At 72.6% G+C, this 25,762-nt stretch carries 23 protein-coding genes; 16 read left to right on the top strand and 7 right to left on the bottom strand.

The genetic code is table 11. From position 1 onward, the window contains the following. Positions 1-89 precede the first annotated feature (89 nt). From ACH4KB_RS35560 to ACH4KB_RS35540, 5 genes are all read right to left on the bottom strand, one after another. Positions 90-1,043: a DNA cytosine methyltransferase gene (locus ACH4KB_RS35560; protein ID WP_398070848.1), complete on the bottom strand. Its 954-nt coding sequence runs from the start codon at positions 1,041-1,043 to the stop codon at positions 90-92. After that, positions 1,040-1,480 (bottom strand): very short patch repair endonuclease, encoded by a 441-nt coding sequence (locus ACH4KB_RS35555; protein ID WP_398070846.1) that lies wholly within the window; start codon positions 1,478-1,480, stop codon positions 1,040-1,042. The genes ACH4KB_RS35560 and ACH4KB_RS35555 overlap by 4 nt, the downstream gene beginning before the upstream one ends. A gap of 13 nt (positions 1,481-1,493) precedes the next feature. Beyond that, entirely contained in the window at positions 1,494-4,454 is a 2,961-nt protein-coding gene (locus ACH4KB_RS35550; RefSeq protein ID WP_398070844.1) for a Z1 domain-containing protein, read from the bottom strand. Positions 4,455-4,503: 49 nt separating this feature from the next. After that, the gene (locus ACH4KB_RS35545) at positions 4,504-6,033 is read right to left on the bottom strand and encodes an ATP-binding protein (protein WP_398070842.1); all 1,530 of its coding nucleotides are present in this window, start codon (positions 6,031-6,033) and stop codon (positions 4,504-4,506) included. Between the two features lie 211 nt (positions 6,034-6,244). Next, on the bottom strand, positions 6,245-7,249 hold the full coding sequence (locus tag ACH4KB_RS35540; protein ID WP_398070840.1) for an SEC-C domain-containing protein: 1,005 nt from the start codon (positions 7,247-7,249) through the stop codon (positions 6,245-6,247). 287 nt (positions 7,250-7,536) lie between these two features. Here ACH4KB_RS35540 and ACH4KB_RS35535 point away from each other — a divergent pair, with 287 nt between their 5' ends. From ACH4KB_RS35535 to ACH4KB_RS35510, 6 genes are all read left to right on the top strand, one after another. Beyond that, positions 7,537-8,343: a class E sortase gene (locus tag ACH4KB_RS35535; protein WP_398070839.1), complete on the top strand. Its 807-nt coding sequence runs from the start codon at positions 7,537-7,539 to the stop codon at positions 8,341-8,343. Between the two features lie 37 nt (positions 8,344-8,380). Beyond that, positions 8,381-8,578 (top strand): DUF3311 domain-containing protein, encoded by a 198-nt coding sequence (locus tag ACH4KB_RS35530; RefSeq protein ID WP_398070836.1) that lies wholly within the window; start codon positions 8,381-8,383, stop codon positions 8,576-8,578. Beyond that, positions 8,575-10,146 carry a sodium:solute symporter gene (locus ACH4KB_RS35525; RefSeq protein ID WP_398070833.1) on the top strand — a complete coding sequence of 524 codons (1,572 nt, stop codon included), beginning with the start codon at positions 8,575-8,577 and terminating at the stop codon, positions 10,144-10,146. The genes ACH4KB_RS35530 and ACH4KB_RS35525 overlap by 4 nt, the downstream gene beginning before the upstream one ends. Before the next feature lie 80 nt (positions 10,147-10,226). Then, the gene (locus ACH4KB_RS35520) at positions 10,227-10,559 is read left to right on the top strand and encodes a DUF6412 domain-containing protein (RefSeq protein WP_003968911.1); all 333 of its coding nucleotides are present in this window, start codon (positions 10,227-10,229) and stop codon (positions 10,557-10,559) included. Between the two features lie 130 nt (positions 10,560-10,689). Beyond that, on the top strand, positions 10,690-11,460 hold the full coding sequence (locus tag ACH4KB_RS35515; RefSeq protein WP_398070831.1) for a YidC/Oxa1 family membrane protein insertase: 771 nt from the start codon (positions 10,690-10,692) through the stop codon (positions 11,458-11,460). A 137-nt stretch (positions 11,461-11,597) separates the two neighbouring features. After that, the gene (locus ACH4KB_RS35510; protein ID WP_398070829.1) at positions 11,598-12,458 is read left to right on the top strand and encodes a fumarylacetoacetate hydrolase family protein; all 861 of its coding nucleotides are present in this window, start codon (positions 11,598-11,600) and stop codon (positions 12,456-12,458) included. Positions 12,459-12,643: 185 nt separating this feature from the next. On the opposite strand, the gene ACH4KB_RS35505 is transcribed toward ACH4KB_RS35510, so the two are convergent. Together ACH4KB_RS35505 and ACH4KB_RS35500 are read right to left on the bottom strand one after the other, a co-directional pair. Next, positions 12,644-13,123: a heme-degrading domain-containing protein gene (locus ACH4KB_RS35505; protein WP_398070827.1), complete on the bottom strand. Its 480-nt coding sequence runs from the start codon at positions 13,121-13,123 to the stop codon at positions 12,644-12,646. Next, positions 13,120-14,253, bottom strand: a complete 1,134-nt coding sequence (locus ACH4KB_RS35500; RefSeq protein WP_398070825.1) for a Gfo/Idh/MocA family oxidoreductase — start codon at positions 14,251-14,253, stop codon at positions 13,120-13,122. The genes ACH4KB_RS35505 and ACH4KB_RS35500 overlap by 4 nt, the downstream gene beginning before the upstream one ends. A gap of 73 nt (positions 14,254-14,326) precedes the next feature. Here ACH4KB_RS35500 and ACH4KB_RS35495 point away from each other — a divergent pair, with 73 nt between their 5' ends. The 10 genes from ACH4KB_RS35495 (at position 14,327) to ACH4KB_RS35450 (ending at position 25,721) form a co-directional block, all read left to right on the top strand. Then, complete coding sequence (locus ACH4KB_RS35495) at positions 14,327-15,526, top strand: ROK family protein (protein ID WP_398070822.1); 1,200 nt, start codon at positions 14,327-14,329, stop codon at positions 15,524-15,526. 209 nt (positions 15,527-15,735) lie between these two features. Further along, a complete protein-coding gene (locus ACH4KB_RS35490) occupies positions 15,736-17,133 on the top strand; it encodes a peptidase (protein WP_398070820.1) in 1,398 nt (465 codons plus the stop codon). 101 nt (positions 17,134-17,234) lie between these two features. Next, complete coding sequence (locus ACH4KB_RS35485) at positions 17,235-18,005, top strand: GntR family transcriptional regulator (protein ID WP_398070818.1); 771 nt, start codon at positions 17,235-17,237, stop codon at positions 18,003-18,005. 148 nt (positions 18,006-18,153) lie between these two features. Then, positions 18,154-19,278, top strand: a complete 1,125-nt coding sequence (locus ACH4KB_RS35480) for a TIGR03364 family FAD-dependent oxidoreductase (RefSeq protein ID WP_398070816.1) — start codon at positions 18,154-18,156, stop codon at positions 19,276-19,278. A 5-nt stretch (positions 19,279-19,283) separates the two neighbouring features. Then, positions 19,284-20,063, top strand: a complete 780-nt coding sequence (locus ACH4KB_RS35475; protein ID WP_398070814.1) for a phosphonatase-like hydrolase — start codon at positions 19,284-19,286, stop codon at positions 20,061-20,063. Beyond that, positions 20,060-21,229, top strand: a complete 1,170-nt coding sequence (locus ACH4KB_RS35470) for an ABC transporter ATP-binding protein (protein ID WP_398070812.1) — start codon at positions 20,060-20,062, stop codon at positions 21,227-21,229. The genes ACH4KB_RS35475 and ACH4KB_RS35470 overlap by 4 nt, the downstream gene beginning before the upstream one ends. After that, the gene (locus ACH4KB_RS35465) at positions 21,226-22,152 is read left to right on the top strand and encodes a 2-aminoethylphosphonate ABC transporter permease subunit (protein ID WP_398070811.1); all 927 of its coding nucleotides are present in this window, start codon (positions 21,226-21,228) and stop codon (positions 22,150-22,152) included. The genes ACH4KB_RS35470 and ACH4KB_RS35465 overlap by 4 nt, the downstream gene beginning before the upstream one ends. Next, the gene (locus tag ACH4KB_RS35460; protein ID WP_398070809.1) at positions 22,139-22,936 is read left to right on the top strand and encodes an ABC transporter permease; all 798 of its coding nucleotides are present in this window, start codon (positions 22,139-22,141) and stop codon (positions 22,934-22,936) included. The genes ACH4KB_RS35465 and ACH4KB_RS35460 overlap by 14 nt, the downstream gene beginning before the upstream one ends. A 29-nt stretch (positions 22,937-22,965) precedes the next feature. Then, positions 22,966-24,033, top strand: a complete 1,068-nt coding sequence (locus tag ACH4KB_RS35455) for a 2-aminoethylphosphonate ABC transporter substrate-binding protein (protein WP_398070807.1) — start codon at positions 22,966-22,968, stop codon at positions 24,031-24,033. 137 nt (positions 24,034-24,170) lie between these two features. Beyond that, positions 24,171-25,721 (top strand): alkaline phosphatase family protein, encoded by a 1,551-nt coding sequence (locus ACH4KB_RS35450; protein WP_398070805.1) that lies wholly within the window; start codon positions 24,171-24,173, stop codon positions 25,719-25,721. Positions 25,722-25,762: the final 41 nt, after the last annotated feature.

Here is a 25,762-nt window from a genome sequence, read left to right as displayed (position 1 = left end):
GGGAGAGGGGTGGGTCATGGTGTGCAAGTGTAGCCGGCGATCAAGATCACTCCGGACGCGTCCGGCGGGCACCGCTCCCGGCGCGCGGATCAGCCCTTCAGGGCGGTGGCGACGGCCCGGCCGAGCGCCGTTCCGACCGGCGGCGGAGAGGCGTGACCGATCTGCCGGTAGCGGGCGGTCTTCTTTCCCGCGAACTGCCACTCCTGCGGAAACGCCTGCAGAATCGCCGCCTGCGCGTCCGTGAGCTTGATCAACCCGGACACGTCGTCGTTCGGGCCCGGAACCTCGTCGGCCACCGTTCCGCCGTTGACCCTCATCCGAGCCCATGCCTTCTTCGAACCCGTCGGCCCGAGGTCCGCGCCTCCCCGCTTGTCCGAGCCGCCCACCAGTGTCGGAGCGACACTGATGGCCTGTGCCGCCCAGGCGTCGGCACCGGGCCAACCGCGGGCGCCCACCGATCCGCGAAGCGCTCGACCCACCGGCAGATGCTCCGTGACCGTCGGGACCGGCGGTTCGAACGCGTCGAAGTACTGGTCCTTGAGCGCGACGAGCACCCCCTGCTTGCGATCCTGCGGAACGCCGAAGTCGGCGGCGTTCAGAACGAACCAACGGAAGCGGTAGCCCAGGTGCTCCAGTTCCTTCCGGATGAAATCGCGGATGCTCTCGAACTTCGGGGAGTCGACCAACCCCGGAACGTTCTCGATCACCAGCGCGCGCGGTTGGATGGCATGGGCGAGGAGGACCGAGGCCTCCAGCAGACGCTGTTCCTCCTCCGTCTCGACCCTCGCAACCGTCGCGTTGGACTTCACCCGGGGAAGTCCGGCCGACAGGAGATCCACGTCGTAGGTCTGCCGGTGCTCGGCCGGGTCGAAGTCCAGGAGATCCGCCTCCAGGACGTTCCACGTCGGTCGGTTCATCCGGAGCGTCTCGCAGGCGATCCGCTTCTTGTCCAACAGCAGTACGGGGTCAAAACCCGCCTTCTCGAACCCCAGGGCCAGTCCCCCGGCCCCCGCGCACACATCGACGAACCTCAGCTTGCTCATGGGCCCCCGTCCTCGTTCCTTCCACGCCGTCCATCGACGGCCGCCGCCACCAACTCGGCGGCCCCCTCCGGCGCCTCGTGCTCCCAGAATCGCAGCACGGTCCATCCTTGCGCAGCCAGGTGTTCCGTCGTCTCCCGGTCCCTGGCCATGTTCCGATCCAGCTTGTCCCGCCACCACTGAGCGTTCGACTTCGGTTGCGTGGCGTGTGCGGGGCAGCCGTGCCAGAAGCAGCCGTCGATCATGACGGCGACCCTGGCCCGGGGGAAGGCGATATCGATCGTGCGCCGGGGCATGTCCGGCACCCGGGCGTTGACCCGGAAGCGGTAGCCCGCCGCGTGCAGCAACTTCCGCACCGCGACCTCGGGCTTGGTGTCGCGGCTCGCCTGGCGGCTCATCCGGGCGGAGATGCCGGGGGACGAGGGTTCGACCGTGCTCATCATCACCAGTCTCCTACGAACCGCCCGCCCCGCGTTCGATGATCACGGAGTTCCTCCTGGTCGAATCGACGGTCCGGAAGCGCACCAGGTTTCCCTGCGGGACGGTCGAGGAACGGGGCGCGACCAGGCCGAAGGCCATGACGAGGCGCTCCGGGGCTATCGCTCCGGCAGGGGATACGGCCGGGGGCTTCTCCTCCACCACGGGATAGAGGACGACCACGCCCCGCCGCTCACGCGCCAACGATTCAGGGCTTCCGTCACCGGTCCGGCTTGCAGCGTCGTTCGCGCGGGCGATCCGTAGCGCGGCTTCGCGATGCTTCGGTTCGCTGATGGCGCCGAAGAGATCGCCCCGCCGTCGAGCACGGTGGGCGAGAGAGAGGGGACGCGACCCCAGGACGCTCGCCTCGACACGACGGGACGACGTCTGACGCGGGAGGATCACCAGCCAGTCGTCGATCCCGTCGGCGCGTTCACCGGCGGAGAGAAGGGACTCCAGATGGGGTGAGAACTGGGACGGAACCGACCACCGCAGCTCGCAGAGAACCTTCAGCAACGCCTCGTGGTCGAGAGTGCCGATCTGCGCCTCGAAAACGTCGCCGGGGCCGCCGGCGGGTATGTCACGCGGCAAGGTGACGGGGCCGGCACCGAGCAGGTCCAGCACCGGCCGCCACACCGCCGCGTTGTGGCGCAGGTCCGCCGAGGCCGTCGGGTAGGCCGTCGGTTCGACCCACTCGCCCGGGGAGCGGATCTCCACCAGCTCCGCGTTGAACATCTTGTTGCGGGCGGAGGGCTTCAGCCAGGACAGGTGCTGGGAGACCAGGGGCGGGATCTGGGCCGGGGTCACCTGGGGCTTGCCGTCGATCAGGGTGGCGTAGCGGGTGAGCTGGGCGCGGAACGTCTCCTCGTCGCGGCAGATCGCCTCGAAGGCCTCGTACAGGTCGACCGTCCTGGTCCTGCCCGCGGGTTCCGCACGGCCGATGTAGAGGCGTACCAGGTCGCGGTAGCCGGGGCGGAAGCCGAACCAGCGGCCCATCTGCATCAGGGTGTCGGCCTGCTGGGTCCTGCGGCGGTAGTACGTCACCGTCAGACCCTCGACCGTGAAGCCGCGCGAGAGCTTCGTACCGCCGACGAGGATCTTCCACACGTTGGGGGTCCGGTCGAAGTCCAGCTCGGGCTGGTCGTAGTCGCGTTCGGTGTCGCCGTTGACGACGAGCACAGGCGTCCCGCCCGAGTTGATCAGCTGACGGGCACGGGAGACGTGCGGCCTCAGTTCCTCGTACGAGGCGGGTGTGGGCAGCCCGTCGTCGGCGAAGGGCTGGAAGTCCGAGGCGAAGAGGGCCGCCAGGCGGGCGTGGCCTTCCTGGCTCGTGTAACCGGCCTGGTGCCATATCGAGCTGATCCGCAGGGCCAGGGCGGTGTGCTCGGCCATGCGTACGGACTCGTGGACGAGCATCGTGTGGTGCCGGAAGTGGCTCTCCAGAGACGGGTCGTGGGCCGCCCGGTACAGCTTCAGCGCGCCGGAGAGGACGAAGGCGTCGAGGGCCTCCGCGAGCCGGTCTCCGTCGGCGTCGTCGTGGATGCCGCGTACGTGTGCCCGCTCGGCGCTCCCGACGGCCGACTCGTCGGTACGGTCCAGGTCGTGGAAGTCCTGGACGCCCATGTAGCCCGTCGGACGCGGCAGGGAGATCAGGAAGTCGCGCGGGAAGATGTCCTCACCGTCGCCCGGATCGACGAAGACGTTGGCGAACGGCGTCGCGGTGTAGCCGACGTACTGGGCGCGGGGGAGGAGTCCCAGCAGTTCGGAGATCTGGCGGTTGATGGCCGTACGGGTGACCTTGCCCTCCTCCCACTTCTTCGGGTCCGTCGTGTTGACGGACGCCTGGTCCGACTCGTCGTCGATGATCAGCGTCGGGATCTCGGAGAGCAGCGGGCCGCCGATCTTCTTGAGGTCCTTGATGAGCTTGCTCAGGACGGACTTGTTCTTCTTCACGACCATCACGCGGGCGGCGGCGCGGTGGAGGTTGTCCGGCACGTGCAGGGGCTGTGTGCGGACCTGTTTGTCGAATTCGAGGGCGCGGATCCCGGTGGCGAGGCTCTGGTAGTCGTCGTCCCGGGTGGTGAGCCGCTCGATGTCGAAGGCGCCGAGCGTGGACGGGCGGCCGTGGTGGCTCACGAACTTCTCCGGCCAGTCCTCGTCGTCCTGGTAGTCGACGCCGATCAGGGCTTCCGGGTCGTCGGGGTCCGCGCCGCGCAGGATGTTCTCCTGGCCGATCAGCTCCATGTCCAGGCGGCGCTGGGTCTGCCCGCGCAGCAGGTTCAGCGTGCCGCCGAGGACGATGACGAGGCGGTAGCCCGCGTCGATGGCCTTCGCCGTGACGCCCGTGAAGTTGGCGGTCTTGCCGGACTGGACGTATCCGACGACCAGACCCCGGGCACCGTAGGCGTCGGGGCGCATCGGGTCCGCGAGCCGCTCGACCACGGCGTGGCTCGCCTCGTCGAGGCCCGCCACGGCGGCGTCCGACCAGCCCTTGCGGCGCAGGAGTCCCTCGTACGCGGTCCAGTAGAAGGACCGGACCGCGGCCGTGTCGCGCGAGTACCACGAGGTCGGCGTGGTGCTGATGATCGTGGGGCCGGGCTCCTTGAACACCGGGACCGCGTGGTCCAGCACCTTGCGCAGGCCGGCGTCGAAGCCGAGGCGTTCGTACGCGTCCGCACGCCGCTGGTCCGTACGGGGCGGGGCCGCGGACCAGTCCGCCTGCTCCGCGAGATCCCAGGCGGTGAGCGTCCGATGCCACAGCGTGGTCAGTTCGTCGCCCGGGCCCGAGGCCGCGACACGGTCCCGGAACCGGCCCTGTTCCGTGTCGGCGGGCTCTTCCTCCTCGGCGAGGGCGAAGGCGAGCCTGGCGAAGTCCCTGGGCCCGCGGCGCATGGCGGCGAGGACGTCGCCATGGAGGTGGAGCAGGTGGTCGGTCATGTGGCGGATCTCTTCTCCGGTGGGAACGGGGCTGTCGCGACGGGACGGGTCAGCGCGCGAGTTCGCAGCGCGCGGCCGTCACGAGGACGCTGTTCCACAGGGCGATGTTGTCGATGTGGGTGGCCCGGACCCGTTCCTTCTGGAAGATCTCGTTGACCATGAGGTAGAGCATGCTCTTCACCACCGGGGCATCGTTGAGACCGCCCCGGCGCCCGCCGTTGAAGACCTGGCGGTACTCCTTGTTGAGCTTCACCACCCTTTCCTCGCGGTCGAGTTCGAAGAACACGTCGGAGCGCAGGCTGTCCCAGCGGAACGTGATCGGGTCCTCGCCCTCCAGCTCGGGCAGCTCGTCGCGCAGCGTGCGCTTCAGCCGCGGGTCCAGGCCCTTGCCGGCGGGGAGGACCGCCTTGCGCTGCGGTTCGGTGGCGCGCCGGGCCGCTTCCCGGTAGGTCGCCTCCGCCTCCTTGACGTAGGACGCGAAGTCGTTCCCGGCGCTGTCCGCGGCCTGCTCCAGGCCGCGGGCGAAGGCCGGGGTGACGGTCACGCCGTCCTTCTTGACCGTGAGGCTGAAGACGTCGTTCGCCTCGGCCGGCAGGTCGACGGCGATCCGGGCGAGGGCGAGGTGGCCCTCCGGGCTGCGCGTGCTGTTCCAGCCGCCCGCCTGGACGAGCCGGTCGTTGCGGTAGATGTAGAACCCCTGGCGCTCGGCGAGCGGGCCGATGCCCCGGAAGCTCACCAGCGGGGACTTCGGCTGCCAGATGTGGGCGGTCAGCGGGACGTCGCCGACGCCCTCCACCGGTGCGGTGAACGTGCGCGGGTAGCCGGGCCGGCCGGAGACCCGGTAGCCGAACGGGTCGATCGGCTCGACGCCGCGGTGGTCGAGTTCCTCCCGCGTCGTCACGTCCTCGACGACGATGTCGACGTTGAAGTCGTCGCGGGCCAGGAAGCGGTGGAGGTGGAGACCGAGGTGGGTCTCCAGCTTCTCGATGGCGTCGTTCAGGAAGCGGTCGGCCTGGCCGGCGGTGATCGTCTCGAAGGCCCGGACCCGGTCCCAGCGGACGATCGTGCCGTGCCACTCGATCAGGCCGTCGTAGCGGTCGACGAGCGCCTGGCAGTAGCGGGGGTCCACGATGTCGCACGTGAAGTCGGCCCGGGCGCTGGCGGTCAGCCAGCGCCGACCGGTCGACGGACTGCGTCTGGTGCGGCTGATCACGGTGAGGGAGTCGGCGTGCGAGAGCGAGGCTGCCTTGAGGCCGGCGCCGAAGTGACCGAGCGCGCTGTCCCCGTACTCCTGGCGTCCGCCGACCGTCATGGCGGTGTCGAGCGTCTCGTCGTTCATGCCGGAGCCGTCGTCCACGACCAGCAGCCCCACGAGCCGCTGGTCGTCGCGGAGGAAGCTGATCACGACGTTACGGGCGCCCGCGTCGATGGAGTTGTCGACGAGGTCGGCGACGGCCGCCTCGAAGCCGTATCCCTGGTGCGTCAGCGACTCGACGTAACGGGCCGCGGGCGGCAGGCGCTTGCTTCCCGCGGTCGGGATCTCGTACTGCCAGTCCGCGGAAGGCTGATAGGGCGGCATGGGGACTTCCTCACACACATGAACGGGGCCCGTGTGGGGACGTCGGCCCTGAGTTGATTGTTGAAATGTGATCGTATGGGAAAGGTCGGGCGTCCGGGAATCATCGCGTGAATCACCTGGCCCTGACGTCGGCCGGCCCTCGCGAACGACGCGGCCCGGGACCCCGCACCCGTCGTGCGCTGTTCCGGGCCGCGGCCGTCGGACACGGGGCTCAGACCCCGTGGCACCGCCCATAGGCCTCCCCGCTCCCGCACCAGCAAGCAGCCGTGCGCGACGGGGGCCAGGGGACGGCGCGGCCGCGGGCGGCGAGGGTGGTGGCGTACTGGGGGAGGAGGCCCGGGGTGGCCGGGGACGCGGCTTCGGAGGCGGCGAACGCCTCGTACGAGGGGACCGTGCCGGTGACGATGCCCAGATTCGGGGTGCCCGTCGCGTGGAGGTCCCGGAGCGCGGTCTCCAGGCGGTCCAGGTGCGTGGCGCGGTCCACGTACTCCTCGGTCAACGCCGGGTACGCGGTGAGCAGTTCGCGCAGTTCGTCCTCGGGCCAGTGCAGGACGGCGACCGGGAACGGGCGGGAGAGCGCCGTGCGGTAGGTGCCCAGCTCCGCGCGGAGGCGGGTGATCTCGGCCTTCAGCTCGACCGGGTCCGAGGAGCCCAGCGACCACAGGCGCTTGGGGTCGTGGAGCTCGTCCAGGGGGACCGGGGCCGTGTGCAGCTCGCCGGCCAGCTCGTCCCAGGCGTCGTGGTCCAGGCCCATCAGCCTGCGCACCCGGTGGCGGCCGGTCAGCAGGGACTGGACGGCGTACGGGACCTCCTCGCCGGGGGCCAGCAGCAGGGTCAGCGCGGTCGAGAGGAAGTCGTGCGCCTTCTCCAGCTCGTCGTGCGCCTCCAGGGTCTCCGCGGCCACCTGCCACGGCGCCGCGTCCAGCGGGCCCGCGGTACGGATGCCGTCGATGATCGCCCGGGCCTCGGCCTCGTGGCCGTACTCCCAGAGGTTGGCCGCCTTCAGGGCCTTGATCAGGTGCGGGTGGTCGACGGTGGCCTCGGGGGCCCCGAGCAGGTCGTCGTAGAGCGTGCTCGCGCGGGCGCGGTCGCCCGCGAGTTCCAGGTGGGCGGCGGCCTGGAGGATCAGCGGTTCGTGGTCCTCGGGGTACTGCGCCGCGGTGCGGAGCAGACGCTCGGCTTCGGTGGTGTGGTCGGCAGGCGTGTCGGGGCGCATGGACCACACGGTACTGCCGGACGGCGGCGGCGTGGAGGAGAGGGCGGGGGATGAGAAGGGGGAGAAGTCTGGAGAGTTGTGGGGTTTGCCCCTACCGTGCGCCAGTGCCCGTACCGTGCGCCAGTGCCCGTACGGCGTCGTGCGCGCCGAGGTGGAGCGGAGAGGTGACGTCGATGCTGCGGGAGTGGGGCGCTGGGCGGGGGCGGGGACGGTGGCGGGGCCCGGGGCGGGGGCATCGGCGTGGGCGTGGACTTCCACCTGTACGGGGGGTCCGGGCGCTGCCGGTCGTGCGAAGCCGTGCCGGGGGTGCGTCGCGGCTCTTCGCCCGGGGGCTGTGGGTGTCGGCCGAGCTCGGCGTGACCCTCGGTGTCGTGCTGCTGCTCCTCGTCGCCCACCAGCTGTGGTGGACCAACCGCGAGGCCCGCGCCGAGGCCGGGAGCACCGTGCGGAGCCTCCAGCGGGAGTGGGACGAGCCGGTCGTCGCCGACGGGGAGGTGGGGAAGCGGAGCCCCCGTCCTCCGGCCTCCGGCCGCGGGGCCGATGCCGCGCCGGCCGCCCCTGCGGTGTCCGACGCCCCGGCGGGAGCCGACGCCCCGGCGGCGCGGGAGAACGCCCCCGTCCGTCCCCGGTCAGCCCCCCGCTGGGACCAGGCGTACGCCGTGCTCCGCATCCCCCGGATCGGGCTCACCGCCCCCGTCGCCGAGGGCACCAGCAAGGGCGGGGTGCTCGACCGGGGGTACGTGGGGCACTACGCCCGCACCGCGCAGGCCGGGCAGGCCGGGAACTTCGCGCTCGCAGGGCACCGCAACACCCACGGCGAACCCTTCCGGCGCATCGACCGGCTGCGGAGCGGCGACCGGATCACCGTCGAGACCCGGGACGCCGTCTACACGTACACCGTCGGTAAACGCCTCGCGCGGACCGCCCCTTCGGACAGCGGGGTCATCGCACCCGTGCCGCGCAGCAACATCACGACCTCCGTCGGCTACAGCGCGCCCGGCTACTACCTCACGCTGACCACCTGCACCCCCGAGTTCAGCTCCCGCTACCGGCTCATCGTCTGGGGGAAGCTCACCTCGATGCGCCCGCGGTGAGGGAGACCCCGGGGATCAGGGGGCGTAGGGTCCCTGGGTGTTCGGAGTGATCAGACGACGCCCCCAGTTGCTGTGGCTGCTCGTCCCTTATGTTCTGTATCTCGGTCTGCTGCCGCTGGCGAACCGGGTCACGCCCCTCGTGTTCGGCGTGCCCTTCCTCTTCGTGTGGCTCCTCGGGGCGACCCTCCTCACCCCCGTCGCCGTATGGCTCGCGCGGAGAGGGGACCGCCGGTGAACGCCGCCGTCGCCACCTCCGTCTTCGCCGTCTTCATGGTCGCCACCGTCGCCCTCGGTCTCCTCGCCCTGCGCGGGCGCGGCAAGGGCGGCGGGCTCGCCGAGTGGTCCGTGGGCGGGCGGAGTCTGGGTCCCGTCTTCATCTGGGTGCTGATGGCGGGCGAGGGCTACACGAGCTTCAGCTATCTGGGGGCCGCGGGCTGGGGCTACAACTACGGGGCGCCCGTGCTGTACGTCGTCGCGTACATGTCGTGCGGTTACGCGATCGGGTACGTCGTCGGGCCGATGCTCTGGGCGTACGCCCGCCGGCACGGCCTCGTCGGGATCACCGACATGGTCGCCCACCGCTTCGGCCGGCCCTGGCTCGGCGCGGTGGTCGCGGTGCTGGCCACCGTGTTCCTGCTGCCGTACATCCAGCTCCAGATCACCGGCATGGGCGTGGTCCTCTCCGTCATCTCCTACGGGGCCGTCAGCCTGAACTGGGCCTACTTCGTCGCCTTCGCCGTCACCACCGGCTTCGTCGTGGTCAGCGGGCTGCGCGGCAGCGCCTGGGTGTCCGTACTGAAGGACGTCCTGGTCATCGCCACCCTCGGGTTCCTCGCGCTGTACGTCCCGCTGCACTACTTCGACGGGTTCGGGCCCTTCCTCGACCGGCTCGTCACCGAGAAGAGCGACTGGCTGACCCTTCCGGGACACGGGGGCGGGGGCGGCGGGAGCGGGGACGGCGGCGGCAGCGGGTTCGGGGAGCTGTGGTTCATCAGCACCACGTTCCTGAACTCGCTGACCGTCGTCATCTTCCCGACCACCGTCGCCGGATACCTCGGGGCCCGGAACGCCGACGCGCTGCGCCGCAACGCCATGTACCTGCCCGCGTACAACGTCCTGCTCTTCGTCCCGATGCTGCTCGGCCTCGCCGCCCTGTTCGTGGTGCCGGGGCTGGCCGGGGCGGAGTCGAACCTCGCGCTCTTCAAGCTGGTCGTCGATGCGCTGCCCGCCTGGGCCGTCGGCGTCGTCGGGGTCGCCGCGGCGCTCTCCTCCATCGTGCCCATGGCCGTCTTCATGCTGGTCATCGGGACGATGTGGGGGCGCAGTGTGCTGTCGCTCGTGCCGCGTCTCGCCGAGCGGCAGAAGTCCGCCGCCCAGGTCGTCGTGGTCGTCGCGGGAGGCCTCGCGCTGCTGCTCACGTACACCGCCCCCAACACCCTCGTACGCCTCTCCCTCATCTCGTACGAGGGGATGGCGCAGCTCCTGCCGATGGTGCTGCTCGCCCTCGTCTGGCGGCGGCTCACCTTCCGGGGCGCGTTCAGCGGGCTGATCGTCGGCGTCGCGGTGGTCTGTGCGCTCGTCTTCAGCGGGAACGATCCGGTGGGGGGCGTGAACGCCGGGCTCGTCGCCCTCGCCGCCAATCTGGCCGTCGCGCTCGCCGTCACCTTCGCCGGGTCCCGCGACGCGGATCCGCGGCCCGACACCGAAGTGCTGGCCCATGATCCAGTGGGGGAGGACGACGAGCCCCTCGCCGCCGCCCGGGCCACCCGGGCCGCCCGGAGCACATCCGATCATCGTGTATAACGAACGGAGTGCCGTACGCGTCCTCGTACGGCGGGAATGAGCCTCACGAAATGAGTCTCACGAAGGGCAGGAGGTGTGCCGTGCGGGATGCCAACGCCCTGCGCCGCGCCTTCGCCCGGCTGCTCCGGCCCGCCGGGCTCCTCGTCCTCTTCCTCACCGAGGTCCTCCTCGCCGAGGGCGGCAGCCTCTCCGCGGCCGTCGCGCTCGCCGCCACCGCCGCCGCCGGATCCGCGCTCCTCGCCTGCTCCGTCATCAGCGCCCGCTGCGCGTCCCCGGTGCCCCGCACCCGGGTCCGTACGGCCATCAGGGACCGGGAGAAGCGCACCGCGTTCCTCCCACAACGAGACCCCGACGCCCGGGGCCGAACGCGGCCCCGGGCACCCGGGCACGCCCTCCTGACGGCCGCCGCGTAGCGCAGCCGCAACCCGCACCTCTTACCTGTGCGGCGTGCGGTGCCCCCGCGCCGGTCGTCATGCCGAGTGATCACCCCGTACCTCATCGCAGGTACCTCCCGGCACGACGAGACCCCCGGAGGGCTCACCCATGTCCGCCTTCATGTCCGCTTTCGCGAGCCTGGTCGGCTCCCTCGCCGACCTGCTCCAGCCGTTCTTCCAGACCGCGTCCACCGCCGCCGCGATCGTCCTGTTCACCGCGCTCGTCCGGCTGGCCGTCCACCCCCTGTCGCGGGCAGCCGCACGCGGGCAGAAGGCCCGCAGCCGGCTCCAGCCGCAGATCGCCGAACTCCGCAGGAAGCACGGGAAGAACCCGGAGCGGATGCAGAAGGCGATCATGGAGCTGCATGCCGCCGAGAAGGTGTCGCCGCTCTCCGGCTGCCTGCCGAGCCTGCTCCAGATGCCCGCGTTCTTCCTGCTCTACCACCTGTTCTCCAGCGGCTCCATCGGCGGCGAGCCCAACGCGCTGCTCAGCCACGACCTGCTCGGCGCACCGCTCGGCGGGCGCTGGCACGACGCGCTCGCGCACGGCGGCGTGTTCGGCGGCCAGGGCTGGGTCTACCTGGGCCTCTTCGCGATCGTCACCGCCGTCGCCACGTTCAACTACGGACGCACCAAGCGGCAGCTGGCCGCCAACCCGATGACGCCCGCCGCGGGCCCGGACGGACAGGCCGTGCCCGGCATGGGCGCGATGACGAAGGTGATGCCGCTGATGTCGTTCTTCACGCTGATCACCGTGGCCGTCGTGCCGCTGGCCGCCGCCCTGTACGTCGTCACCACGACCACCTGGACCGCTGTCGAGCGGGCCTGGCTGTACCGCGACCTGCCGGTCGGCGGCGGCGCCATGGCCACGGCGGCGTAATCGGGGCGGCCGGTGCGCCGGTCCAGTGTGTGAACGAGGTCTTGCGGAGTGATCGCATCTCTTGGACGATCGGCCAAGTCCTCCGCCGGCCGCAACCCGCCGGAGGGCCACCACCTCGACCAAGAGGAGTTGGACCGTTGAAGCTGCTTCGAGTCGGTACGGCGGGCGCCGAGCGCCCCGCACTTCTCGACCGCGACGGGACGCTGCGTGATCTGTCGGGGATCGTCCCCGACATCGACGGCGAGCTGCTCGCCGACGCCTCCGCGCTCGCCCGGGTACGGGCGGCCGCCGGGGCGCCCGGTGTGCTGCCCGCCCTGGACGCGACGGGGCTGCGGATCGGCCCGCCGCTCGGGCGTATCGGCAAGATCGTGTGCATCGGGCTGAACTACCACGACCACGCCGCCGAGACGGGTGCGGAGATCCCGGCGGAGCCGATCCTCTTCTTCAAGGCCCCCGACACCGTCGTCGGGCCCGACGACACGGTCCTGGTGCCGCGCGGCAGCCGCAAGACCGACTGGGAGGTCGAGCTCGCCGTCGTGATCGGGCGCACCGCCCGCTACCTGGAGACGGCCGAGCAGGGCCTCGCGCACGTCGCCGGTTACGCGACGGCGCACGACGTCTCGGAGCGCGAGTTCCAGATCGAGCGCGGCGGCACGTGGGACAAGGGCAAGAACTGCGAGACGTTCAACCCGCTGGGGCCCTGGCTGGTCACCGCCGACGAGGTGCCCGACCCGCAGGCCCTGCCGCTGCGGCTCTGGGTCAACGGCGAGCTGAAGCAGAACGGCACCACGGCCGAGCAGATCTTCCCGGTCGGCGAGGTCGTCCGCTACCTCAGCCACTTCATGACGCTCTACCCGGGCGACGTGATCAACACCGGTACGCCCGCCGGGGTCGCGATGGGGCAGCCCGAACCGAAGCCGTACCTGAGGGCGGGCGATGTGGTGGAGCTGGAGGTGGAGGGGCTCGGCCGGCAGCGGCAGGAGCTGAAGGGGGCGTAGCCCCCCCGCCGCCGACGTATGAAGGACCGAGCGGGCCGGGAGCGCTGTGACCGCGCCCCGGCCCCGTACGTACGGGAGCGTGTCCTGGCCCCGTGCGTACGGGAGCGCGCCCGGCCCCGTGCGTACGGGAGCGTGTCCCGGCCCCGTACGTACGGGAGTGCGCCCCGGCCCCGTACGTACGCTCCTCAGACCCCCGGCGTCGCCGCGAACCGCTCCAGCGCCTCGACCACCATCGCGTGGTCCTCGGCCTGCGGCAGCCCGGACACCGTGACCGTGCCGATCACGCCCGCGCCCTCCACCGCGATCGGGAACGAACCGCCGTGCGCCGCGTACGTGTCCGGGTCCAGGCGCGAGGACTCCTCGAACGTGGTGCCCTTCGCCCGGAACCGGGTGCCCACCAGGTACGAGCTCTCGCCGTACCGCTCGACGACCTTGCGCTTGCGGTCGATCCACGCGTCGTTGTCCGCGCTGGAGCCGGGCAGCGCCGCGTGGAAGAGCTGCTGCGCGCCGCGCCGGATGTCGATCGCGACCGGTGCCTGCCGCTCCCTGGCCAGCGCGACCAGCAGGCTGCCGAGCGCGAACGCGTCGTCGTGGGAGAAGCGCGGGAGGACGAGCCGCCGTTCCTGGGCGATCAGCTCGGAGACGGTGGGGGAGATGGCGCTCATGCCTGCTGCTCCTTCGTCTGCCGGTCCTCGTCGTGGTGGGGGAGGAGGGTGACGGAGACACCCTCGCGGGCCGAACGGCGCGCGGCCTCCAGGACGTCCAGCGCGGCGGCGGCCTGGAGCGCGGTGACCGGGTTCGGGCCGGTGCCGCGTACGGCGGCGGCGACGGCCGCGTAGTACGCGGGGTAGTCGCCGGGCAGCGTGCGGACCGGGGCGCCGCCGCCCGTCAGCGGGGACTCGCCGGAGCCGAGGCGCCCCCACAGCTCCTCCGCCTCCTCGCCCCACGGCTCACCGGCCACCGGGCGCAGGCCCTCGCGCAGGGCCGCCTCCTGCGGGTCCAGGCCGTACTTCACATAGCCCGCCTTCGAGCCCAGCACCCGGAAGCGCGGGCCGAGCTGGGCCGTGGTGGCACTGACGTACAGATGCGAGCGGACCCCGCCCGCGTGGGTGATCGCGATGAAGGTGTCGTCGTCCGCCGCCGCGCCCGGACGCCGTACGTCGGACTCGGCGTACACCTGGACCGCCGGGCCGAACAGCACCAGCGCCTGGTCGACGACATGGCTGCCCAGGTCGTACAGCAGACCGCCGATCTCCTCCGGGTCGCCCGACTCGCGCCAGCCGCCCTTCGGCTGCGGCCGCCAGCGCTCGAAGCGGGACTCGAAGCGCTGCACCTCGCCCAGCTCGCCGTCGGCGATCAGCCCGGCGAGGGTGCGGAAGTCGTTGTCCCAGCGGCGGTTCTGGAAGACCGAGAGCAGCAGCCCGCGCGCCTCGGCGAGCGCCGCGAGCTCGCGCGCCTCGGCGGCCGTCCCGGCGACCGGCTTGTCCACGACCACCGGCAGCCCGGCCTTCAGCGCGGCCGTCGCCAGCGGGACGTGCGTCCGGTTCGGGGTGGCGATCACGACGAGGTCCAGCTCGTCGGCGCGCTCCCACAGCTCGTCCGGCGAGGCGGCGAGGCGGACGTCGGGGAACGCGGCGAGAGCCTCGGCCCGGCGCTCCTCGTTCGACGTGACGACCGTGTCGAGGACCAGCCCGTCGGTCGCGGAGACCAGCGGGGCGTGGAAGACGGAGCCGGCCAGGCCGTAGCCGACGAGGGCGACGCGGAGCGGGGCGTCGGAGGCGGTGGGGGTGGTCATGCGATCCACTTAAGCAACGCTGTTGCCAAAGTGCAAGCGACCGGCACAATGGGGCGGTGAAGAGGATCGAACCGTGAACGGGACCCGCACGAAGGCCCAGGCCGGGGTGAACCTGCCGGCCCTGCGCCACCACAACGCCGCGCTGGTGCTGGACCTGCTGCGGGCCGCCGGGGCGGAGGGGATCAGCAGGCTGGAGCTGGCCGAAGGCACCGGCCTCACCCCGCAGGCCGTCAGCAAGATCACCACCCGGCTGCGGGACGACGGGCTCGCCGCCGGCGCGGGCCTGCGCCCCTCCACCGGCGGCAAGCCGCGCACCGTGCTGCGGCTCGTCCCCGACGCGCAGTTCGCCGTCGGGCTGCACCTGGACCGCGACGGGCTCACCGCCGTCCTGGTCGACCTCGCGGGCCGGCCGGTCGCGGTCACCCGCGCGCCGCTCGACCTCGGGGCTCCGGCGGACCGGGTCCTCGCGGACGCGGCGGACGCGGTACGGGACCTGTGCGCGGCCGAACCGCGCAAACCGGTGCTCGGCGTCGGCGTCGCCGTGCCCGGCCCGCTGGACCACCGGGACGGGGTGCTGCGCCGGGTCACCGGATTCCCGCAGTGGGACGGGTATCCGCTGCGCACCGCCCTGGCCGAACGGACCGGGCTGCCGGTGGTGCTGGACAAGGACACCAACGCCGCCGCCCTCGCCCTGGCCCTGTCGCTCGACGAGCCGGGCGGCGACTTCGCCTACCTCCACCTCGGTACGGGGCTCGGCGCGGGCCTGGTCCTCGGCGGCGAGGTGCACCGGGGCGCGCGGACGGAGGCGGGCGAATTTGGCCACCAGACCCTCCAGTTGGACGGCCCGCTCTGCGGCTGCGGCGGGCGCGGCTGCATCGAGGCGCTGTGCCTGGCCGCCGAGGCGCGCGGCGACCGGGGGGAGGCCGCCCGGGTCCTGGGCACGGGCGCGGCGAACCTGGTCGGCCTGCTCGGCGTCGACCGGGTGGTCCTGGGCGGCAGAACGGTGGCGGCCGACGAGGACGCGTACGTACGGGGCGTCCGGGCCGTGATCGAGGAGCGGGCGGCGCGGGGCGGGGCGGGCGCGGGCGTGACCGTCACGGTCGCCCGGGGCGGTGACCGGCCGGTCGCGGAGGGCGCGGCGCAGCTGGTGCTCGCGCCGGTGTTCGGACGGGTGGGGCGCGGGTCGGGCACGGAGTCCGGCAGCGGGCCGGGGAGCCGGGCAGGGGAGTCGGGTGACGGGACGAGGCGGGGGAGCGGCAGGGGGGTCGGGTGAGGGGGGCGAGGCGGGGGAGCAGGGCGGGGGAGTCGAGTGGGGTGACGAGGCGGGGGAGCAAGGAAAGGAACGAGACGGAGGTGCAGTCGGGTGATCCTATGAATCAAGTCGGCATGTCGACTCTCTGAGTCCGCGCGCGCGTGGTGGCGTCGGAGGCCACCACCGAGGCCCCCGCCCCGGTCGTCCGCGAGCAGCGAAGGGTGACCCCCATGCCCCCCACCTCCTGCGCACGGCTGCGCGATGCCCGTGCGCTCGCCGCCCTCGGGCTGGCCGCCGGGATCACCGTGCCCGCCGCGCTCCTGGGCGGTCCGCAGGCCGCCGCCCTGACGGCCGCGCCCGCCCCGGCCTCCCTGGCCGCCGACCAGCAGCCCGTCTGCGGCGACCCGGAGGCCAAGGACTTCCCCATCGAGACCCGGATCCAGGACGCCCCGGACAGATACGCCTCCGGCGGCGGCTATGGCACCTGGTTCCTCGACCTCACCAACACCACCGACACGCCCTGCCGGGCCCTGCACCCGGTCCTCGTCCTCGCCGACCGCGACCGCAGGCTGACGTCGGACCAGATCCAGCTGGAGTTCTCCGAGCCCGGCCGCCCCGGGATCGAACACCGGGTCACCTGGGAGAGCACCGACCGCGACGAGCAGATCGGCGTCTTCGGCGGCGAGCCGGACGATCGGCGCGAGAAGGCGGAGGGCGGGGAAGGGGGCGGGGCGGGGACATCCAGTCGCACGGACACGGAAGACACGGACACGGAAGACACGGACACGGAAGACACGGACACGGAAGACACGGACACGGAAGACACGGACACGGAAGACACGGACGCGGGCACGGGCACGGAAGACACGGACGCGGGCACGGGCACCGGCTCCGATGCTGATGCCGATGGCTCCGGTGACGCTTTCCGCGGGTTCACCGTTCCCGCCGGCGCGACCGTCTCCGTCCGCGTCCGGATGGCCTTCACCTCCGACACCGCCCCCGGCCCGGTCACCGCCCACGCCGCCGTCGTCCAGCGCCGCCACCAGGACAAGGCCAAGGGCGGCGGGCGCGAGGACGGCGAATGGGTGGGGGAGTTGGAGGACTACCCCTTCGTGATCGTCGACGGCGCCACGGGCGGCATCCGCGAACCGGAACAGCCCCGGCCCGAGCGCCCGCGGCCGGAGAGCCCGCAGCCGGAGAGCCCGCGCTCGGAGCGCCCCGGCCTGGAACGTCCCTCTCCGGAACCCGCCGACCCGGAGCGCGCCGACCCGGGCGACGGCACCCGCGCCGACCCGGGCGACGACGCCCGCACGGACCCGGGCGACGGCCCCCGTACCGAGGCGGGTGACGGCACCCGCACGGGCCCCGGCACCGGTCGGGACCCGTCCCCGGACCGCGACCCCGGCCCCCGGCCGCCGACCCGCCCCGGAGCCGGGGAGGAGGGCAGGGGCGCCGACGAGGACCACCCCGGGCGCCCGCCCCGCGACGGCCTCGGCCGCCCGCTCCCCGAACTCGCACGCACCGGACCGGAGTCACCGGCCTGGGCCGGGGTCGCCGCCGGGGTGCTCCTGCTCGGCGGGGCCGCCCTGCTGCGGCATGCCCGCCGGGCCCGCCGCGCCACGGACTGACCGGCTGTCGCCGTACGTTCCGTGGTGCGGGGCCGCCCCGGCGGGGGCCGGAACGGAGCCCGTAGCGCCGCCCGTTCACCCGCGTCTGCAACCATCGGGCCGTGGACTACCCGAACGACCAGGCACCTGGCGCACCGATCCGCTCCGGCATCCCCGAGCACGGCCGTATCCCGAAGTACTACGCGGTCAAGGCCCGTATCGCGGTGCTGCTGGACGAGTTGGGCGAGGGCGGGCTCCTGCCCACCGAGCGGGAACTCGCCCAGCGGCACGAGGTCGCGCGCGAGACCGTCCGCCAGGCCCTGCGCGAACTCCTCCTCGAAGGGCGGCTGCGGCGGCAGGGGCGCGGCACGGTCGTCGCCGGACCCAAGCTGGAGCAGCCGCTCTCGCTGGCCAGCTACACCGAGGGCGTCCGCCGCCAGGGCCGTCGGCCCGGCCGTCACCTGATCGGCCTGGACCGTTTCCCCTGCCCCGAGGCGCTCGCCGCCGAGATCGCGGTCGAGCGGGGCGAGCCGGTCTGGCACCTGGAGCGGGTGCTGCTCGCCGACGACGAGCGCGTCGGCCTGGAGAGCACGTACGTCGGTGTCGCCCGCGTCCCGGACCTGGACACGGAGTTCGACCCGGACTCCTCCTTCTACGCCTACCTGCGCGACCGCCTCGGAATCGCCTTCGGCGACGCCGACGAGCGGATCGAGACCGTGCTCGCCACCCCCCGCGAGGCCCTGCTCATCGGGACCCCGCCCGCCCTGCCGATGCTCCTGATCCACCGGCTCTCCCGGGACGCCGACGGCCGGCCGCTGGAGCGCGTGCGGACCCTGTTCCGGGGCGACCGCTTCTCCTTCTCCACCCGTCTGCGAGGCGAGGAGCGGAGCTGAGAGGGACCGTCGCCTGCTTCACCACACGGGCCGAGACCCATTCACGTCACGGAAAGATAATGGGTCTGGTCCAAACTTGCGGGGTCGTTCACCGTCCCGTCGGTGAACGGACGCGTGCGGGACACCCGTCCCGAGGAGCGTGGCCGTCGTGAGAGTCATCGTCGTAGGAGCCGGCGTGGTGGGAGCCATGCACGCCTGGCACGCAGTCAGCCGCGGCCACGAGGTCGTACAGATCGAGCGCGAGAGCGAGGCGCGCGGGGCATCGCTCCGCAATTTCGGACAGATATGGGTCAGCGGCCGGGCCGGCGGCGAGGAGCTGGAGACCGCCCTGCGCGCCCGCGAGCTGTGGGAGGCCGTCGGGGAGCGGGTGCCCGGAGTCGGCTTCCGGGCCTGCGGTTCGCTCACCCCGCTGCGCACCGGACGCGAGATCGCCGTCGCCGAGGCGGCCGTCGCCCGGCCCGACGCGGCGGCGCGCGGCTACAAGCTGCTCACCGCCGACGAGGCCCGGGCGATCAACCCGGCGCTGCGCGGAGCGTTCACCGCCGCCCTGTGGTGCGAGCGGGACGCGGCGGTCGAACCGCGCACCGCCCAACTCGCCTTGAAGGAAAACCTGCTGGCCTCCGGCCGGTACACCTACCTCGCCGGCCGTGAGGTGCGTGACGTCGTGGGGACCGCCTCCGTGCGCGACGACCACGGCGACGTCCACACCGGTGACGCCGTGATCCTCGCGACCGGCGCCTGGCTCGGCGGGCTGGTCCGGGAGCTCGCCGGGCCCGAGCTGCCCGTGCGCCGCGTCCGCCTCCAGATGATGCAGACCGACCCGCTCGGCGAACCGCTCACCACCTCCGTCGCCGACGCCGACAGCTTCCGCTACTACCCCGCCTACCGGGGCGAGGCGCTCGACGCCCTCAACGCCGGACAGGCCCAGGACCCGGTCGCCGCCGAGCACCGCATGCAGCTCCTCATGGTGCAGCGCCGCGACGGCGGGCTGACCATCGGCGACACCCACGAGTACGGGCACCCCTTCGCCTTCGACACCGTCGAGGAGCCCTACGAGCACCTCACCCGGGTCGTCGAGGCCTTCCTCGGCCGCCCCCTGCCGCGCGTCCGCCACCGCTGGGCGGGCGTCTACGCCCAGTGCACCGACACCTCACGCGTCGTCCACCGGCAGCAGGTGTCCGACGGGGTCTGGCTCGTCACCGGGCCCGGCGGGCGCGGCATGACGTGCTCGCCCGCCATCGCCGAAACGACCGCCGACCAACTGGGCTGGTGAAACACATGACTTCCCCGACCGACAGCACACGCGACCCCTACCGCCTCGTCGTCCTCGACATGGCCGGCACCACCGTCGCCGACGACGGCCTCGTCGAGCAGGCCTTCTCCGCAGCCGCCCAACGCCTCGGCGTGCGCCCCGGATCCGACGAACACGCCCGCCAACTCGCCTACGTACGCGCCACCATGGGCGAATCCAAGATCACCGTCTTCCGGCACCTCTTCGCCGCCGAGGGCGAGGACGAGGACGGCGACGGCGGCGAGGACAGGGCTCAGCAGGCCAACATCGCCTTCGAGGAGGCGTACGGCGAACTCGTCGACGGCGGCCGCATCGCCCCGCTCCCCGGCGCCCGCGAGGCCGTCGAGCGGCTCGCGTCCGAGGGCCGCACCGTCGTCCTGACCACCGGGTTCGCCCGCACCACCCAGGACGCCATCCTCGCCGCCCTCGGCTGGCAGGACCTCGTCCCGCTCACCCTCTGCCCCGCCGACGCGGGCGGCCGGGGCCGGCCGTTCCCGGACATGGTGCTGGCCGCCTTCCTGCGCACCGGAGCCGTGGAGGACGTCCGGCGGACCGTGGTGGCCGGCGACACCTCGTACGACATGCTCAGCGGCGTACGCTCCGGCGCCGGGATCGTCGCCGGGGTCCTCACCGGCGCCCACGACAAGGACCAGCTGGCCCGGCACGGCGCGACCCACGTGCTCGGGTCCGTCGCCGAGCTGCCCGACCTCGTCGCGCGCGCCGAGGCGGCCGGGCTGCCCGCCGCCGCTGCCCGGGCCGGGGCATGAGCGCCCCCGCCCAGGCCCCCGCCGCCGGTGGGCGCGGCCCCGGTCGGGCCGCCCCCGCCGCCCCCGGCGGCATCCGCTTCGAGGGCGTCACCGTCGCCTACGGCGGGAACGTCGTCCTCGACCGGCTCGACCTCACCGTCGGACCCGGCGAGGTGATGGCCCTCCTCGGGCCGTCCGGCTCGGGCAAGACCACCGCCCTGCGGGCCGTCGCCGGGTTCGTCCGCCCCGCCTCCGGGCGGGTGTTCCTCGGCGGCCGGGACGTCACCGCCCTGCCCCCGCACCGGCGCGGCATCGGCATGGTCGTCCAGCAGTACGCCCTCTTCCCGCACCTCAAGGTCAAGGACAACGTGGCCTTCGGGCTCAAGGCCCACCGCACCCCGAAGGCCGACATCCCCGGCCGGGTCACCGAGGCGCTCGAACTCGTCGGCATGGCCGCGTACGCCGAGCGCCATCCGCGCGAGCTCTCCGGCGGCCAGCAGCAGCGCGTCGCCATCGCCCGCGCGCTCGCCATCCGCCCCGGCGTCCTGCTCCTCGACGAACCGCTCTCCGCCCTCGACGCCCGGCTCCGCTCCGGCATGCTCGCCGAACTCGCGCGGCTGCACCGGGAGTTGCCGGACGTATCGATCCTGTACGTCACCCACGACCAGGTCGAGGCCCTCACCCTCGCCGACCGGATCGCCGTCATGGACCGGGCCCGGCTCCAGGACTGCGGCACCCCCCAGGAGCTGTACCGCCGCCCGCGCACCGAGTTCACCGCCTCGTTCGTCGGCAACGCCAACCTTCTCCCGGTCACCGTCACCGGTGAAGGAGCCGTCGCATTCGGCGGACACGGGCTCGCCGCCCCCACCGGCCCCGCCGCCCCCGGAGCCACCGCGACCCTCTGCGTCCGGCCGCACCTGGTCGGCCTCGGAGACGGGCCCAACGCGCTCACCGGCAGCGTCACCGAGGTCCAGTGGCGCGGCTCCACCCACCGTGTCCACGCCGACGTCGACGGCCACCGCCTCATGGCCGACCTCCGCGAACTGCGCGAGCCCCCGGCCATCGGCGACCCGGTCACCCTGCACTTCGCGGCCGAGGACGCGGTGCTGCTCCCAGCGGGGGCGGGCGACCAGGCGGGGGCGGGCGACCAGGCGGGGGCGGCCGACCCGGCGGGGGTCGGCCCATGACCGGCACTGTCGCCGCCACCGGCACTGCCACCGCCGCCGTGCCCCGCACCCCCGCCGGACCGGCCACCCCCGCCGCGCCCGGCCCCGCCCCCGCACGGTCCCGCTCCGTCCCCACCTGGGTCTGGGCGCTGCCGCCCGTCGCCGTCCTCGCGCTCGCGTTCCTCTACCCGCTGGCCCTCATCGTCCAGCAGTCCGTCACCCCCGACGAGGGCGGCGTCTCGCTCGACCCGTACGCCGACGTCTTCGCCTCCGAGGTCTTCCGCGACGCGCTCACCACCACCGTGTGGCTCGCCGTCGGCTCGACCGTGGGCTGCCTCGTCCTCGGGTTCGTCCTCGCGCTGATCATCGCGTTCGTCCCGTTCCCCGGCGGGAAGGCGGTCGCCCGGTTCATCGACGTGTTCCTCTCCTTCCCGTCCTTCCTCATCACCCTGGCCCTGCTGTTCATCTACGGATCCGTCGGGATGGCCAACGGGCTCTGGACCGACGTCACCGGGGCGTCCGAGGGGCCCTTCCACTTCCTGACCACCCCCTGGGGCGTCCTGCTCGCCGAGATCACCTACTTCACACCGTTCGTCATGCGCCCGCTGCTCGCCGCGTTCTCCCAGCTCGACACCGGACAGCTGGAGGTCGCCTCCTCGCTCGGCGCCGGGCCCGTCCGGATCATCCGGCAGGTCATCCTGCCCGAGGCGCTCCCGGCCCTCGCCGCGGGCGGCAGCCTCGTCCTGGTGATGTGCCTCAACGAGTTCGGGATCGTCCTGTTCACCGGGGCGAAGGACGTCACGACGCTGCCGATGCTCGTCTACAGCAAGGCGATCCTGGAGTCGGACTACCCGGCCGCCTGCGTCGTCGCCGTCGTCAACATCGCGATCTCCGTGGGCCTCTACAGCCTCTACCGGGTGGTGAGCCGTCGTGCTGGTGCATAGCCGGGCCGGGAAGTGGGCCACCTGGGCCGTCTTCCTCCTCCTCTTCGTCCCGCTGTTCGCGGTCCCCCTGCTCGTCATCCTCGCCGCGTCCCTCGCCACGAACTGGTCCGGCGCCTTCCCCTCCGGACCCACCGTCGAGCGCTACTCCGCCGCGACGAGCGGCGACTCCCTCCAGGCGCTGACCACCAGCCTGGTCACGGCCGTGGCCGCGAGCGTGCTGGCGCTCACCCTCGGCGGCTGGGCCGCTCTCGCCGCCGCCTCTCTCCGCAAGCGCGGAAAGCGGCTCCTGGACGCCCTGTTCATCCTGCCGGTCGCCGTGCCATCGGTGGTCGTCGGACTCGCGGTGCTGGTGGCCTACAGTCAGCCGCCCGTGCTGCTCAACGGGACGCGCTGGATCGTGATCCTCGCCCACACCGTCCTCGTCACCGCGTTCGCGTACCAGTCGGTCTCCGCCGCCGTGCGCCGTCTGGACCCGATGCACGAACAGGCCGCCGCCGGCCTCGGGGCGAGCCCCGCCCGGGTCCTGTGGCGGATCCGGCTGCCTCTCCTGCTGCCCTCGCTCACCTCGGCCGCCGGGCTCTGCTTCGCCCTGTCCATGGGCGAGTTGAGCGCCACGATGATGCTCTACCCGCCGGACTGGACCCCGCTGCCGGTGCAGATCTTCGCCGCCACCGACCGGGGCTCGCTCTTCACCGGCGCCGCCCTCGCCGTGGTCCTGATGACGACGACGCTCCTCGTTCTGGCCGCCGTCTCCCGCATCCGGACCCGCGCCTCCTACCGCTGATCCCCGCCCCGTACCCCTGGAGAATCCCCATGCGCAACCGCAGCCGCAACCGTGCCCGCGCCCTCGCCCTCCCCCTGGCCGGCCTCGCCGCCGTCACCCTCACCGCCTGCGGCGGCTCCTCCGCCGCCTCCGACGAGAAGTCCGTCACCGTCTACAGCGCCGACGGCCTCAAGGGCGAGAACGGCGACGGCTGGTACGACAAGGTCTTCAAGGACTTCGAGAAGAAGACCGGCATCGAGGTGAAGTACGTGGAGGGCGGCTCCGGCGAGATGGTGCAGCGCGCCGTCCGCGAGAAGTCCAACACCCAGGCCGACGTGCTCGTCACCCTGCCGCCCTTCATCCAGCAGGCCGACGCCAAGGGCCTCCTCACGGCATACGAGCCCAAGGGCGCCGACCAGGTCGACGGCGCCGACCGGGCGGCCGACGGGAAGTGGACCTCCGTCGTCAACAACTACTTCGGGTTCATCCACAACAAGAAGGAGCTGAAGAGCCCGCCCCGGACCTGGGAGGACCTGCTCGACCCGTCGTACAAGGAGAAGGTCCAGTACTCCACCCCCGGCGTCGCGGGCGACGGCACCGCCGTCCTCATCAAGGCGATGCACGACTTCGGCGGGCAGGAGCCGGCCATGGCGTACCTGAAGAAGCTCCAGACCAACAACGTCGGCCCGTCCGCCTCCACCGGCAAGCTCGCCCCCAAGGTCGACAAGGGGGAACTCCTCGCCGCCAACGGGGACGTCCAGATGAACTTCGCCCAGTCCAAGGACATGCCCAACCTCGGCATCTGGTTCCCCGCCAAGGGCGACGGGAAGCCCACCAGCTTCGCCCTGCCGTACGCGGCGGGTCTCGTCGCGAAGGGCCCGCACAGCGAGAACGGCAAGAAGCTGCTCGACTTCATGCTCTCCGAGCAGGCCCAGCGCGACGTCAGCGCGGTCGGCGGGGGCTTCGCCGCCCGCAAGGACATCGAGGCCACCGACGCCAACGCCGTCGAACTGGCCCGGCTGATGGAGGGCGTGGAGATCTTCGAGCCCGACTGGGCGGACATCGGCGCCAACCTGGACACGTACATCGACGCCTGGAAGTCGGCCACCGGAAGCTGACCGGTCACCTCTCCGCCACGGATTCCTGCGAAGGTCTGGACCCGGCCCGATTGTCTCGCGAAAGTAACGGGTCTGGTCCAGAAGGCAGTTCGCGTACTGCGTCCCCCGTTCGACCCGCCCTCTCCCTGGAGGATCACGTGTCCCGGTCCCTTTGCCTGTCCCGCCGCTCCGTGCTCGCCACCACCGCAGCCGCGGCCACGACCGCCGCCGTCGGCGGCTCCCTCGCCACCGCCACTCCCGCGCATGCCGCTCCGACCCTCCCCGAGGGCACCAGCAAGGACAAGGTGCTCGTCGTCGGCATGGACGGGCTGCGCCACGACGTCATCGCCGCCGCCAAGGCCCCGCACCTCAAGTCGATGATGGCGAACGGGACGTACGGCACCTCGCTGCTGTACGCCGACCCGATGGCCGCCACCTCCTCCGGCCCCGGCTGGTCGACCATCTCCACCGGCGTCTGGCCCGACAAGCACGGCGTCAAGGACAACTCCTTCGCCGGGAAGAACTACGGGAAGTACCCCGGCTTCCTCGCCCGCCTCGCCCAGGTCCGCCCCCAGCTCTCCACCTACGCCGCCGTCGACTGGAAGCCCCTGGACGCCCAGGGCACGGTCACCCCGGGCGCCGACGCCAAGCTCGTCCTCGACGGCGACCGTGACGGCTACACCGGCCACGACGCCACCATCGCCGCCGAGACCGAGTCGATCCTCCGGAACCAGAACCCGGACGTCCTCTTCGTCTACTTCGGCCAGACCGACATCGCCGGCCACAACTCCGGTGCCGCCAGCGCCGCGTACCGCGCCGCGATCGACGTCCAGGACGGCTACCTCGGCCGCCTCCTGACCGCGATCAGGGCCCGCCCCTCCTACGCCACCGAGCGGTGGACCGTCATCGTCACCACCGACCACGGCCACACCGACTCCGGCGGCCACGGCGGCAGCGCGATCGAGGAGCGACGCACCTTCGTCCTCGCCCAGGGCCCCGGCATCGCGGCCGGCGCCCGCCCCGCCGACACCCGCCTCGTCGACGTCGCCGCCACCGTCTTCCACCAGCTCGGCATCACACCCGACCCCGCCTGGGGCCTGGACGGCAAGCCGGTCCAGCAGCGCTCCACCGACCCGTTCGAGGCCCTGTACCCGGCCCTCTCCGCCCGCGTCGACGAGACCGGCATCCCGGCCGGCGTCCTCGGCTGGACCCACACCGCGCCCAGCGGCTGGTCCGTCGTGAACTCCGCGATGGGCACCGGAGGAGTGGCCGAGTGGCGCGGCTGGTCCTTCGCCACCGACGAGTTCTGGAGCCGCGGCCAGCGCGACCAGTCGCGCGAGCTGAACGTCCGCTCGCGCGGGATCTTCGCGGTCGCCGACTCCGACGAGTGGGCCGACAAGGCCTCGTCGGGCCCGTTCGACTCCACGCTCGTCACCCCGGCGTACGCGGTCGGCGGCAAGTCCACCGTCACCCTCGGCCTCACCACCCTCTACCGGCAGGAGGGCGGCCAGAGCGCCCGCGTCCTCGCCTCCTGGAACGGCGGCACGCCCGTCGAGGTGAAGCGCTACACGTCCGACGTGATCTCCCAGCCCCAGTCGCTCACCCTGGACGTCCCGTCCGGGGCCGCCAACGTGAGCTTCCGGTTCCACTACACCGGCAGCAACAACTGGTACTGGGTGATCGACGGGGTCAAGGTCACCACCGGCTAATTATGCTGGGGGTGCCGGGACGGCGTGGTCCGGGCACCCCC

Origin of the sequence: Streptomyces sp. NPDC017520 (assembly GCF_044329855.1) — a bacterium.
Lineage (GTDB): Bacteria > Actinomycetota > Actinomycetes > Streptomycetales > Streptomycetaceae > Streptomyces.
The sequence above is the reverse complement of the archived record's forward strand: the minus strand, read 5'-3'. Positions and strand labels throughout refer to the sequence as shown.

Coding starts and splice junctions, on each gene's coding strand:
- ACH4KB_RS35560 (WP_398070848.1), bottom strand. CDS start 1,043: ATGAGCAAGCTGAGGTTCGTCGATGTGTGCGCGGGGGCCGGGGGACTG.
- ACH4KB_RS35555 (WP_398070846.1), bottom strand. CDS start 1,480: ATGAGCACGGTCGAACCCTCGTCCCCCGGCATCTCCGCCCGGATGAGC.
- ACH4KB_RS35550 (WP_398070844.1), bottom strand. CDS start 4,454: ATGACCGACCACCTGCTCCACCTCCATGGCGACGTCCTCGCCGCCATG.
- ACH4KB_RS35545 (WP_398070842.1), bottom strand. CDS start 6,033: ATGCCGCCCTATCAGCCTTCCGCGGACTGGCAGTACGAGATCCCGACC.
- ACH4KB_RS35540 (WP_398070840.1), bottom strand. CDS start 7,249: ATGCGCCCCGACACGCCTGCCGACCACACCACCGAAGCCGAGCGTCTG.
- ACH4KB_RS35515 (WP_398070831.1), top strand. CDS start 10,690: ATGTCCGCCTTCATGTCCGCTTTCGCGAGCCTGGTCGGCTCCCTCGCC.
- ACH4KB_RS35505 (WP_398070827.1), bottom strand. CDS start 13,123: ATGAGCGCCATCTCCCCCACCGTCTCCGAGCTGATCGCCCAGGAACGG.
- ACH4KB_RS35500 (WP_398070825.1), bottom strand. CDS start 14,253: ATGACCACCCCCACCGCCTCCGACGCCCCGCTCCGCGTCGCCCTCGTC.
- ACH4KB_RS35490 (WP_398070820.1), top strand. CDS start 15,736: ATGCCCCCCACCTCCTGCGCACGGCTGCGCGATGCCCGTGCGCTCGCC.
- ACH4KB_RS35475 (WP_398070814.1), top strand. CDS start 19,284: ATGACTTCCCCGACCGACAGCACACGCGACCCCTACCGCCTCGTCGTC.
- ACH4KB_RS35470 (WP_398070812.1), top strand. CDS start 20,060: ATGAGCGCCCCCGCCCAGGCCCCCGCCGCCGGTGGGCGCGGCCCCGGT.
- ACH4KB_RS35465 (WP_398070811.1), top strand. CDS start 21,226: ATGACCGGCACTGTCGCCGCCACCGGCACTGCCACCGCCGCCGTGCCC.
- ACH4KB_RS35455 (WP_398070807.1), top strand. CDS start 22,966: ATGCGCAACCGCAGCCGCAACCGTGCCCGCGCCCTCGCCCTCCCCCTG.